Origin of the sequence: Bacillus sp. RB3, from assembly GCF_030164735.1 — a bacterium.
Taxonomy (GTDB): domain Bacteria; phylum Bacillota; class Bacilli; order Bacillales; family Bacillaceae_G; genus Bacillus_A; species Bacillus_A cereus.
This window is the reverse complement of the sequence record NZ_JASNGE010000006.1, coordinates 228,300-240,224: the sequence shown is the minus strand read 5'-3', so window position 1 is coordinate 240,224 and position 11,925 is coordinate 228,300. Positions and strand designations below refer to the sequence as shown.

Sequence of the window (11,925 nt, the reverse complement as noted above, 5' to 3'; positions counted from 1 at the left end):
GAAACTAGCACGTACGGTGTGAGGTGGGGGAAAAGGTGGAGATTGCATCAAAGCCTTACCTATCATCATAAATGATTTTGAAGTATCGTAAGCTAAATCCTTGGGTGCCAGTCGAGCCTTGGAAAGCTGGAGATTTAGGCTTACCTGTTTGTGATGGACCTGGAGGAAGTAAATTAGCTGTTTGTATTTGTCATGATGGCATGTTCCCTGAAGTAGCTCGTGAAGCGGCCTATAAAGGTGCAAATGTCTTAATTCGTATTTCTGGATATAGTACACAAGTTAGTGAACAATGGATGCTAACGAATCGTTCAAATGCATGGCAAAATTTAATGTATACATTGTCGGTAAACTTAGCGGGTTATGATGGTGTATTTTATTACTTTGGTGAAGGACAAGTATGTAATTTTGATGGGACTACTTTAGTACAGGGTCATCGAAATCCTTGGGAGATTGTTACTGCTGAAGTATATCCAGAACTAGCAGATCAGGCTAGATTAGGATGGGGATTGGAAAATAATATATATAATCTAGGTTCAAGAGGATATGTAGCAACTCCTGGTGGGGTGAAAGAAAATCCATATACGTTTGTAAAAGATTTAGCTGAAGGTAAATATAAGGTACCTTGGGAAGATGAGATTAAAGTAAAAGATGGATCTATTTATGGATATCCAGTAAAAAAAACGATTCATTCTTAGGGAAGGGAAATGAAACAAGCGCATCATATTGATGCGCTTGTTTTTGTTAATCAATAATTTGAAATTCTTTTAACTCTTTTTCGACATTTTGTAGGAGTTGTTCGCTTTTTTGAAGTACATTCGTTGGGAAAGTCTCATCATCACCATATTCAACGCCGTGAGGATAATAATGTTTTCCTAATAAGGGGGGGAGTAGTTTTACTTCAGCGTGTCTACTGCCAATGTCACCTTCAACAGCAACTCCTTGCACTCGTAAATAATAAACATCCTTTAATATTTCAAATTTATAATCGTATGTAACTCGTTCATAATCCCACTGTCCGGCAAGTACGAAGTGGTTGTTTTCCATGATTTCAGTTAAAAGAGTTAATTCAACGACGGCTCCATTAAATTTCGTATTTGTAAATTGCATATAATACCTCCTTTTTTAATGTTACACCATTATTTTTATAATAGTATGAATAATAAGAAAGTGCAATTCATATTGAGAGAAAAGGGATAATCCAGACTTTTTTCACAAAAATATGATATAGTGAAAAGAGTACGGTACACACAAAAAGAAAGAAAAGGATTTGTGTATATCTCAATTTTATGTTTTGTTCAGGAGGTATATTGTTTGAAGAAATTATTGCGTATCGTAATGATTACATTTTTAATTTTAGCTGTTGATTTATACGGGAAATTACTCGTTTCACAATATATATTAACCCCATCTCAATCAAAGCAAGAAAATAAAATTGTGAAAAAGAAAAAGCAAATTAAGGAAGACTCCTCAGACACTGTTTTAAATATGATTGGTGAAGACTCTGAAAACCTATTAGCGAAGTGGGGAGAACCCTCTCGAATAGAGCCATCTGCATACGGATATGAATGGTGGGTATACAACCAGGATTTAACTCAGTATGTTCAATTTGGAGTTTCTGAACGTAAAGTTGTAACGGCATACGCAGCTGGTGAACAAGTTAAGGTTCCACCTTATTATATAAATGAAAAATATGAAGAAGTATATAAAAAAAGTCCGCTTTCGCATGAAATTTCATTAAAAAGAGGGAAAAATAGTTATCAATTTGAGCTATCTGATACCGAAGTCATGGAACAACCGTTAATACCTGTAGAAGATGGATGGGCGCAATTGTATTTTGATCAATTTACACATGAGCTTGTTGGTGTTCGTTATATGGATGATGAAACTTTATTACGCCAAAGACCGTATCAGCTCGTTTATTCAGGTGAATTAATAGCAGAACAACCATTGACTCCAGAAAAAATAAAACAAGTAGAAAATGGGAATATGCAACAAATTTTTGATTTAACAAATATCATTCGAAGTCGTCATAAATTACCATTATTAACATGGGATCAGGAAACAGCAGATGTTGCTGTTGGTCACAGTAAAGATATGAAAGACAATAATTATTTTTCTCATGACTCACCTACATTAGGTACACTAGGAGATCGTTTGCAGCGCGGGAAAGTAGGATTTCAACTTGCTGGTGAGAACATAGCGGCGCAACATAGTGATGGAATTGCGGCAGTGCAAGGTTGGTTAAATAGTGAGGGGCATAGAAAGAATTTATTAAATGAACAATTTACAGGATTAGGTGTTGGTGTATACGATAAATTTTATACACAAAACTTTATTCGAAAATAAAGCGAAACTGTAAGCGGTGGGGTGTTACATCACCTAATTAGTTACTTCGTATTCACTGAATTGTAGGTGGGAATCTGACCGTATGCAAATAGCAGAAAAAAAGGTGCATGAATCGTCTAAAAATAGGCGAACCATGCGCCTTTTTTTTCTTACTATATAGTAGATATACATGGAGAGGTGAGGATTATGCCAACAACAAAAGGACCGTTACATCCATCGGTTCAACAGTTTAAAGAATTTGTAAACCATCACCCTAAAATGGTTCATGAGGTTAGAAGTGGTCATAAAACATGGCAACAATTTTATGAAGAATGGTACTTACTTGGTGAAGAAGATCCAATATGGGCAACTTATAGACCGGATGGAGCGCCTGCTTTTTCTTCGGTAAAAGAAAATAAAAAAGAAAAAGATAATCGAACTGAAGAGGAAAAAACTGCTGATGTGATGGGGCAAATGCTTTCTTTTTTTAAAAAGTTGGACGTGGAACAAATGCAGAACCATTTAGCCAATGTGACGAGTGCAATTGGGAGCGTGCAACAAGTTATTCAGCAATTTCAAGGTAACCGTACGCAGCAAGAGCAAAGTACTTCAGAAAATAACCCGTTTTTCTTTCAAAAGGATTAGGGGGAAAGATGATGAGAGCAGAAATTATGGAGTTTATAAAGGCTGATGAGGATTTATCTCGTTATATTAGAGAGCAACCGTACTGGTATAGAAAATTAACACGAAATCCTGAAGAAAAAGAGGCTTTTGAGTTAGCGGCGATGCAACATTTCAAAAAAACGATACCAGATAAAGTGGAAAAGTTTCAAAATCAATTGGCCGTTGCTTCGATCATGATTGATATGTTTCAGTATATGAAGCAACAAAACGCAACCTAATTGGAAGTGAAAAATATGTCCGTCATGCAGAACTTTTGTTACAATAGAAGTTGATTATTTAAAAAGGAGTTGCAGCATGACGGAAATTTGTTTAGTACGACATGGACAAACTGATTGGAATTTTCAAGAAATTATTCAGGGGCGAGAAGATATTCCGCTTAATGAAGTTGGTAAGAAGCAAGCGAGTCAAAGTGCAGCTGCTTTACAAGAAGAAACGTGGGATATCATTATAAGTAGCCCGTTAATTAGAGCGCAAGAAACGGCTAATGAAATCGCAACGGCAGTTGGATTACAATCGATTTTATTAGATGAGCGATTTGTTGAACGGAATTTTGGAGAAGCTTCAGGGAAGCCGGTTGCGGCTGTTAGAGAGTTGATTGCTGAGGGTAAAGTAGAAGGTATGGAGCGAGATGAAGAGATTGTAGCTCGTTGCTTTGCTGCTTTAGAAGATGTTGCGACAACTCATTTTGGCAAACGTATTATTATTGTTGCTCACTCACACGCGATAAAAGCGATTTTACATGCCATTGAACCAGATGAAATTACATTTAAGACACCATTAAAAAATGCGTGTATTAGTTATGTGAAACAAAATAGTGGAAAATGGGATGTTCTTAAATATAATATAGCGGAACATATTAATGTATAAGTGTGTACGGATATAGTGTAAAAATAGTTACGTTATATCTTTCTTTTGAGTAAGTCACTTCAATTAGTAGTTCTAATCTAAATGTGGTATGATGGATACTCGGAGGTGTCTCTCATGATTGTAGCGACGCTAGAAAGCGTATTAATATTAGATAAGGCAGAGCAGCTTGCAAAAGCGATTATCTGTTCAGATATAGCAGAAGATTATCGTAAGTATTATAGAGAATTACATGAAGATATGGAACTTCAGACGCTAATTCAGCAATTTACAGCGATGAAAGAACGGTATGAGGAAGTACAGCGTTTTGGAAAATACCATCCTGACTATACTACCGTGTCGATGAAAATGAGAGAATTAAAGCGTTCTGTGGACTTACATGATAAGGTTGCAGCTTTTAAAAGAGCAGAAACTGCTTTGCAGAAGTTATTAGACGAAGTTAGTGTAGCAATCGGTTCGGAAGTGTCTTCTTCCATTAAAGTGCCAACAGGAAATCCATTCTTTGATGCTGGTGGCTGTGGTGGAGGTTGTGGTACTGGCGGAGGTTGTGGTTGTAAAAAAACGGGGTGATGTACCCCGTTTTTTAGAAGTTGGAAGAAAACGTATACAGAGTTTGTCCTGTAATGTTATAAATTTCTGATTGGTTTTCATAGAATATAAAATATATGTTTTTAAAAGGAGAAGATGGAGAAGATTATGTTCGGGCAACGACAAAGTATGATTGTTTATTTACATTCATTGAAACATGCCAAGATTTTAAGGAAATATGGTAACATACATTACATATCAAAACGATTAAAATATGCTGTAGTATATTGTGATATGGAACAAATTGAGCATATGATGCATAAGTTGAACAAACTTCCTTTTGTGAAAAAGATAGAACAGTCGTATCGCCCGTATTTAAAAACGGAATTTGAAAATTCCCGTCCTGATCGAGCAAAAGAATACGATTATAGCTAATAGAAAAAATCCCCTGCTAAATTTAGCGGGGGATTTTTCACTTGAAATAACGTGTTATTTCATCGGAGGAATGAAATTGTTCATTCGTAAAATACCAATTAAATGATTAAAAAATAGTTCTTTTTCTGGGAAAGTTGTAGATGGTTTTACAGTAAAGGTAGCCACTTTTTTCCCGAGTTGTTCTGCCGTTTCTTCAAATAAAATGACACGTTTACTTTTTTTATTTTCAAATACAGGAATGCCTTCACGACATATGTATAATGGTTGGAAATCACCAGTAGTAGTTGGTTTTAATATTACAACAAGCGAACACACTTTTTTATCGTTTTTTATCGTTTCAAATTGTAACATATGTGCTATACGTTCTTGATTTGTTTTGGCAATTTCAAGTAATTCATATAAATCAGAGTAGCCTTCTCCAAGTTCTATAAAGCGTTGAATCATATCTTTTCCTCCTCTTTCTTTTACTGTACCATTTCACTTTTTAAATGAAAAGCACACAAAGAAAAAAAACCCTGCATAGCAGGGCCCTTCTTATACTAGCATGTACTAGTAAGAAGGCAAAGGGAGAGGAGAAACCGGAGGAAGAACTTATGGGGAAACGTAAGTCTTCTCCGCGGTTGGCAACAACATCGAAGGTGATGTTGTTATAATTATTTATGTCCAATCTAAATGAAGATATACATAATGAAATTAAATTTTATGTTGGGCTTTTTATTTTTCTTTTTTTTATTTTGTGATAGGATAAAAAAGATAAAGTGGAACTAATATACATATTGGGTTCATATTAGTGAATGATGAGATGAATACATAAAAATAACGAGAGGTTATTTGAGGCCGAGTTTTTCTATAGTTAGGTGAATGTGGTTTGTTAACGGTTACCGAAGTGGGAATGGCTTTCTATAATCGCTCGATAGATTGAAATAAAGGTAGTGACAACAGATGAGAGTAGTTTCAGGAAAATGTAAAGGACACCCACTTAAAGCGGTTCCTGGTAATACAACACGTCCAACGACAGATAAAGTAAAAGAATCTATTTTTAATATGATAGGTCCTTATTTTGATGGTGGTATCGCCCTTGATTTATTTGGTGGTAGTGGTGGTCTTGGAATTGAGGCTTTGAGCAGAGGGATCGATAAAGCAATTTTTGTTGATCGGGATAGTAAAGCGATAAAAGTAATTCATCAAAATTTAGAAAGTTGTAGAGTACAGGAACAAGCTGAAGTATATCGAAATGATGCTGAACGTGCAGTAAAGGCGTTAATAAAACGTGAAATGTCATTCGATCTTATATTAATAGATCCTCCATATAAAGAGCAAAAAATTGTATCTTTAATTAGTGTAATGGATCAACATGGATTGCTACATAGTGATGGATTAATTATGGCAGAGCATGGTAATGATGTAGTTTTACCTAATTCAATAGGAAGGCTTGTAAAAGTACGAGCTGAGAATTATGGGATTACTGCAATATCGATTTATAAGTATGAAGGTGAGGGGACAGAATGACAAGTATAGCTATTTCTTCAGGAAGTTTTGATCCAATTACCCTTGGGCATCTGGATATTATTAAAAGGGGAGCAAAAGTATTTGATGAGGTGTACGTAGTCGTTTTAAACAATTCATCAAAAAAACCATTCTTTTCAGTTGAAGAGCGATTAGAACTAATTCGAGAAGCGACAAAGGATATCCCGAATGTAAAGGTAGATTCGCATAGTGGGCTATTAGTAGAGTATGCAAAAATGCGTAATGCAAATGCAATATTACGTGGTTTACGAGCAGTTTCTGATTTTGAATATGAGATGCAAATTACTTCTATGAATCGAAAATTAGATGAAAATATTGAAACATTTTTTATTATGACAAACAACCAATATTCATTTTTAAGCTCGAGTATTGTAAAAGAAGTTGCGAGGTATGGAGGAAGTGTAGTGGATCTTGTACCTCCTATTGTAGAGCGTGCTTTAAAAGAAAAGTTTCAAACCCCGTTAAAGTGAACGGGGTTTTTCTTTATACGTGCGCAAAAATAATAAAATAACATATAAGTATAGACAAAATAATGTAAAAATTGGTCCATAATGTATAAAAGATGTCCAAATTTCATGTAGTATAGAAGGATGCTCGGATAAAAATACAGGAATATCTTTTGGCATAGGTGAGAAAGAACTCACTTTCTCATAAAATGGTGTCCAAAATACAAATGTAAAAATAGGGGCAAGAATACTTTGAATAATTCGTGCGAAAAAATAGGGTTTAAATCGGATATCTGTTTCAGCTAATATGCTAGCAACTTGTGCCTGAATAGAAAGACCGCTAAATGCTAAAATGAAGCTTGTTACCATAGCTTGTTGTAAGAGCGGTGTTTCATTTATTTGACTAATCATTTGGCTTCCGAGTGTCATTTCGAAAATACCTGATAATATAGGTATACTAAAATCTGTACTTAGTTGGAAGAATGATAAAATATGTTGCATAATAAAAGAAAGAGCTGCTGTAATGTGGAATACAGTAATCATTTTATTTAACACAGAGAATAAAATAATAAATCCGCCAATCATAAGTAATGTTTGAATAGAAGAAACAATGGCATCCCCAAGTAATTTACCAATTGGTCTTTTTTCTTGTAAGCGTGTCTCGTGAAGAATTAAAAAAGGGTTTTGAAAGCGACGTTTTTTTGTAGTGTGTGTATTATTTTTGTAAGCGGTATTATCGCCGTAAAAACGCATAATTAATCCGACAGCAAAGTTACTGAAATAATGGGCAGCGGCTAATATAATTCCTAATTTCGGATTATTAAAAAAACCGATAGACACAGCACCGAAAATAAAAAGTGGATTAGAAGAATTTGTGAAAGAAACGAGGCGCTCTGCTTCAATCTGAGTTAAAAGATTGCTTTTTCGTAGTCTAGCGCTTAATTTGGCGCCTGCAGGGAAACCAGAAGCCATTCCCATCGCCCAAACAAATCCGCCTATCCCTGGAACGCGAAAAAGCGGGCGCATGAGTGGTTCTAATATAACGCCAATAAATTTTACAACACCGATACTAATTAGAAGTTCCGCAATGATGAAAAACGGTAGTAGTGAAGGGAATACAACTTCCCACCATATATTTAACCCGCGAATAGAAGCTTGCAAAGCGGCTTGGGGGTGGAGTACAAGAGAAAAGGTTAAAAATAGCGTTGATATGGTAAGGAAAGCGGTTTTCCATTTTTCATACATGTAAGTAAATCCCCCTTTGTCCCAAAAAACGTTCATTTCAGTATACGTGGATACGTAGTGAATTTAGACCATAAGTATGAAAAAGGAATGAAAAAAATTAAAGGGTGAGAAAAATGAAAGAACCAAAGATTGGTTTAGCACTTGGGTCTGGAGGAGCCAAAGGGTTTGCTCATATTGGTGTAATAAAGGTTTTAAGGGAAGCTGGTATCCCTATTCACATGATTGCAGGAAGTAGTATGGGGGCGCTAATAGGTACGTTTTATGCGGCAAGTAGTAACGTTGAAAGATTGTATAAATTGGCATCTGTTTTTAAGCGGAAGTATTATTTAGATTTCACGGTACCGAAAATGGGATTTATTGCTGGAAAACGTGTCAAAGATATGATTAAAATGTTTACATATAATAAAAATTTAGAAGAGTTAGATATCCCGACGGCTGTTGTGGCTACTGACATATTGAAGGGGGAAAAAGTGGTTTTTACAAGTGGGCCAGTTGCAGATGCGGTGAGGGCTAGCATATCTGTTCCTGGAGTGTTTGTACCAGAAAAAATAGATGGAAGATTATTAGTGGATGGTGGAGTCATTGATCGCATCCCAGTATCGGTTGTGAAAGAGTTAGGGGCCGATATTGTTATCGCTGTTGATGTATCTCCAATTAAGGTGAATGGCGATGTTACGTCCATTTATGACGTAATCATGCAAAGTATTGAAATTATGCAGCATGAGCTTGTAATGAATCGGCAAATTGCATCGGATTTAATGATGCGACCAGCTGTAGAGCAATTTAGTTCACGTGCTTTTACAAACATTGAAGACATTATTCGAGTTGGAGAAGTAGAAGCAGAAAAACATGTTTCAAATATTTATTTATTAATTGAGCAGTGGAAGGAGAAACATAATGTTTAAGCGTTTTCGGTTTATATATGCAATCTTAATAGGGGTTATATTGGCGATGTTACTTGTTTACGTACGTTTACCGTATTATATAACAAAACCAGGAATGGCTGCCAAATTAGAGCCTTATGTTCAAGTTGAGGGTGGAACGAAAGAATCTGGTGATTTTATGCTTGTTACGGTTTCAATGGGACCAGCAAATGTGGTGAATTTAATAGCGGCACAGTTTAATAAATATACACATATTTCGAAAGCGGAAGAAATATTGCAAAAAGGTGAGAGTGATGAAGAATATCAATTTCGCCAAAATTATGCGATGAAAGATTCGCAAAATGCAGCAATTTATAATGCATATAAACGTGCAAATCGCTCAGTATCTTTTGAAAATAAAGGTGTATTAGTTGCTGGTGTGGCAAAAGGAATGCCGTCAGAAGGAAAGCTTAAGCTTGGTGATGTTATTATAGCTGTTGACGGAAAAACATTTGAAAAGACGGAGCAATTTATTGAATATATGACAGGGAAAAAAGAAAACGATGCTGTAAGTATTGAGTACATGAGAAATGGAAAACAATTGAAAGAGAATTTAAATGTAAAGACGATTCCTAATGGGAATGGGCGTGTCGGCATAGGTGTTTCTATCGTTACGGAAAGAGAATTAGTGGTCGATCCGAAAGTGAAAATTAATTCTCATGAAATTGGTGGACCATCCGCAGGTTTAATGTTCACATTAGAAATATATAATCAACTTGTGGAAGAAGACTTAACGAAAGGACATGAAATAGCTGGAACAGGTACAATTAATGAAAAAGGAGAAGTGGGCCCAATTGGTGGTATAAATCAAAAAGTGGTGGCTGCTAGCGATGCCGGGGCTGAAGTGTTCTTTGCGCCAAATGAAAAAGGTGCGGAGAAATCGAACTATAAAGATGCACTTGAGACTGCAAAGGATATTAAAACAAAAATGAAAATTGTACCAGTAGATACGCTGGATGATGCGTTAACATATTTAGAAAAGATGGATAAGGAAAAAACCTCTCTGAAATAGAGAGGTTTTTTTATAGGAATTTTGTAGTTGTTTCATCATAGCGAACAGGATGGTGTGTTATATCCTGTTTTAATAGTTGTGTGCGTAACGGTTCGTGCATGATGGAGAAATATACAGAGTTTGCTTTTTTCTCTATATCTAAAGCGGCATGGTCGAATGTTTTTGTATGAGTAAGGATTGGAAGTTCGATTTTTTTCTTGTTTTTTGAAAGGTAAGTTTGTCCTTTTTGTGACATACCTAGCAGGCGAATATATGGTGCGTGTTGTTCTATATTTGCGCTACGTATTTCCTCTTTTGTTGTGTTTGTTAAAATGTGTGTACAAGCTCTTTGTAATCTAGTCCATGTATAACGTTTTGTTTTTAATGCTTCCATGAATGAATAGAAGGAGGAACTGTTTTGTATTTTTGATAAAATACGATGCTCTAAACCTTCTTCTATTTCATATATATGTCGTAAGTCCCCTGGAGACATCGTCATGAGTCTATATTTAAAAAATGAAAAGTATTGTTCCCAATTATGTAATATCCCGTAATTTTGTTTGTAATTTGCTAAAAGCGAAGTGGTTGCCTGTGGGAGAAAAGGTTCAATTGTTGTAAATGATCCTTCTTCGCTAAAGAGTTGTTTTCGGATGCTTGTCGCGCTTGCAATATGTTGGTCATTAAATGTTTCATCATGATAATGAGAGGCAAATCTTTTTATAGTTTGAGCTTGTATAGAGCTATTTTGTGACAGAATTGCTTTCATATATTGGAAGCCTAAAATATTATTTGGTTGTGACATATCTATGTTTTTTTCAGATGTTAAAATGTGTGAGAAAGCATCCGATGTTGCTTTTGCATAACTATTACCAGCGTCCATGAATTGTTTTACAAGGTAGTTAAAAGTCTCTTCTTCGTTTTTTTGTACGGAGATGGTATTATAAAAATTTTCGATTTGTCCATCCTCACTACCGAAACAAATTTCAGAAACACGTAGGGCATTTAAAATGGAAATAGCACCATTTGCGAAGGTTTCAGCCTTTTGTGTTGCAAAGATGTATGGAAGCTCTACAACAAGGTCTACGCCGTTTGCTAAGGCCATTTTAGTGCGATACCATTTGGAAATGAGTGCGGGCTCACCACGCTGTAAAAAAGGACCACTCATAACGGCAATTATTATATCAGATTGTGTTAACTTTTTTGTCTGTTGCACATGATAAAGATGACCGTTATGAAAAGGGTTATATTCAACAACAATACCACCAGCTTTTATGGTAATCTCTCCTTTCGATGTAGCATCTTTTTGAAAAACGTGATACTCTATATATTATTTACTATGATGACTTCATTATAGTGTAAAGAAAAAACATTGACAAATATAAAATGGCTAGCTATAATTTTGTTTGTTGCCTTGAGGTGATATGATATGAAATGGTCCATCCATCAATTGAATAAATTGAGAAATAAAGGATTGACATTGGATGAGATGGTAGATGTAAGTGAGCTAAAAGAGGTCGAGAAAGATATTCGTGAAATTAATCCTGTTCATGTAACGGGAAGAGTTGATTTTGGCTCCGGTAAGTTTACGTTTCATCTACATATAACTGGAAGCATGGTTTTACCATGTTCTCGCTCTTTAGTAGATGTGACATTACCATTTGACATTAAAACAACTGAGGTGTTCCAAACTTCACAAGAAGAATTTGAAACTGAAGCTGAAATTCATTCTTTAGAAGGAGAAGTACTTGACTTACTGCCCGTAATCAAGGAAAATATACTTTTGGAGATTCCAATGCAAATTTTCAGTGATGATGTTTCTGGTGGAGCACCGACGCAAGGTCAAGACTGGCAAGTGATTTCGGAAGAAGACAAAGAAAAGACTGTTGATCCAAGATTGGCAGGACTTGCAAAGTTTTTTGACAAATAATCGGAAGACTGGTTCAGGCCTTCATATGAA

Annotated in this window: 15 protein-coding genes and 1 pseudogene; 12 read left to right on the top strand and 4 right to left on the bottom strand. The window is 35.6% G+C overall.

Annotation, left to right across the window (positions count from 1 at the left end):
• Window positions 1–71 precede the first annotated feature (71 nt).
• Window positions 72–695: pseudogene (locus QO049_RS11490) on the top strand (formamidase); the annotation flags it as partial.
• 46 nt (window positions 696–741) lie between these two features.
• Here QO049_RS11490 and QO049_RS11485 read toward each other — a convergent pair.
• Complete coding sequence (locus tag QO049_RS11485; RefSeq protein WP_001160947.1) at window positions 742–1,107, bottom strand: YugN family protein; 366 nt, start codon at window positions 1,105–1,107, stop codon at window positions 742–744.
• 204 nt (window positions 1,108–1,311) lie between these two features.
• On the opposite strand from QO049_RS11485, the gene QO049_RS11480 reads away from it, so the two are divergent.
• From QO049_RS11480 to QO049_RS11455, 6 genes are all read left to right on the top strand, one after another.
• Window positions 1,312–2,346 carry a CAP domain-containing protein gene (locus QO049_RS11480; RefSeq protein ID WP_000735378.1) on the top strand — a complete coding sequence of 345 codons (1,035 nt, stop codon included), beginning with the start codon at window positions 1,312–1,314 and terminating at the stop codon, window positions 2,344–2,346.
• A 186-nt stretch (window positions 2,347–2,532) separates the two neighbouring features.
• Window positions 2,533–2,970 carry a YlbD family protein gene (locus tag QO049_RS11475; protein WP_001143346.1) on the top strand — a complete coding sequence of 146 codons (438 nt, stop codon included), beginning with the start codon at window positions 2,533–2,535 and terminating at the stop codon, window positions 2,968–2,970.
• A gap of 11 nt (window positions 2,971–2,981) precedes the next feature.
• Window positions 2,982–3,227 carry a YlbE-like family protein gene (locus QO049_RS11470; RefSeq protein WP_001200990.1) on the top strand — a complete coding sequence of 82 codons (246 nt, stop codon included), beginning with the start codon at window positions 2,982–2,984 and terminating at the stop codon, window positions 3,225–3,227.
• 76 nt (window positions 3,228–3,303) lie between these two features.
• Entirely contained in the window at window positions 3,304–3,876 is a 573-nt protein-coding gene (locus tag QO049_RS11465; protein WP_000134947.1) for a histidine phosphatase family protein, read from the top strand.
• A 114-nt stretch (window positions 3,877–3,990) separates the two neighbouring features.
• Complete coding sequence (locus QO049_RS11460) at window positions 3,991–4,443, top strand: YlbF/YmcA family competence regulator (RefSeq protein ID WP_000634366.1); 453 nt, start codon at window positions 3,991–3,993, stop codon at window positions 4,441–4,443.
• A 126-nt stretch (window positions 4,444–4,569) separates the two neighbouring features.
• Window positions 4,570–4,836: a YlbG family protein gene (locus QO049_RS11455; RefSeq protein WP_002082261.1), complete on the top strand. Its 267-nt coding sequence runs from the start codon at window positions 4,570–4,572 to the stop codon at window positions 4,834–4,836.
• Window positions 4,837–4,890: 54 nt separating this feature from the next.
• Here QO049_RS11455 and QO049_RS11450 read toward each other — a convergent pair whose 3' ends face one another.
• A complete protein-coding gene (locus tag QO049_RS11450; RefSeq protein ID WP_000616017.1) occupies window positions 4,891–5,280 on the bottom strand; it encodes a DUF7147 family protein in 390 nt (129 codons plus the stop codon).
• A gap of 498 nt (window positions 5,281–5,778) precedes the next feature.
• Here QO049_RS11450 and rsmD point away from each other — a divergent pair, with 498 nt between their 5' ends.
• Together rsmD and coaD are read left to right on the top strand one after the other, a co-directional pair.
• Entirely contained in the window at window positions 5,779–6,345 is a 567-nt protein-coding gene (rsmD, locus tag QO049_RS11445) for a 16S rRNA (guanine(966)-N(2))-methyltransferase RsmD (protein WP_001266979.1), read from the top strand.
• Complete coding sequence (gene coaD, locus QO049_RS11440; RefSeq protein WP_000200601.1) at window positions 6,342–6,833, top strand: pantetheine-phosphate adenylyltransferase; 492 nt, start codon at window positions 6,342–6,344, stop codon at window positions 6,831–6,833. Before rsmD ends, coaD begins: the two co-directional genes overlap by 4 nt.
• Here the strand turns inward: coaD and ylbJ are convergent.
• Complete coding sequence (ylbJ, locus tag QO049_RS11435) at window positions 6,825–8,054, bottom strand: sporulation integral membrane protein YlbJ (protein ID WP_000273083.1); 1,230 nt, start codon at window positions 8,052–8,054, stop codon at window positions 6,825–6,827. The genes coaD and ylbJ overlap by 9 nt on opposite strands.
• A gap of 113 nt (window positions 8,055–8,167) precedes the next feature.
• Between ylbJ and QO049_RS11430 the strand changes: the two genes are divergently transcribed.
• Window positions 8,168–8,959, top strand: coding sequence for a patatin-like phospholipase family protein (locus tag QO049_RS11430; protein WP_000662590.1), 792 nt, complete (start codon window positions 8,168–8,170; stop codon window positions 8,957–8,959).
• Window positions 8,952–9,989 (top strand): SepM family pheromone-processing serine protease, encoded by a 1,038-nt coding sequence (locus tag QO049_RS11425; protein WP_000476280.1) that lies wholly within the window; start codon window positions 8,952–8,954, stop codon window positions 9,987–9,989. Before QO049_RS11430 ends, QO049_RS11425 begins: the two co-directional genes overlap by 8 nt.
• A 10-nt stretch (window positions 9,990–9,999) precedes the next feature.
• Here QO049_RS11425 and QO049_RS11420 read toward each other — a convergent pair whose 3' ends face one another.
• Window positions 10,000–11,181 (bottom strand): nucleotidyltransferase, encoded by a 1,182-nt coding sequence (locus QO049_RS11420; protein ID WP_002103536.1) that lies wholly within the window; start codon window positions 11,179–11,181, stop codon window positions 10,000–10,002.
• Between the two features lie 213 nt (window positions 11,182–11,394).
• Between QO049_RS11420 and QO049_RS11415 the strand changes: the two genes are divergently transcribed.
• Window positions 11,395–11,895 (top strand): YceD family protein, encoded by a 501-nt coding sequence (locus tag QO049_RS11415; protein ID WP_000872149.1) that lies wholly within the window; start codon window positions 11,395–11,397, stop codon window positions 11,893–11,895.
• Window positions 11,896–11,925: the final 30 nt, after the last annotated feature.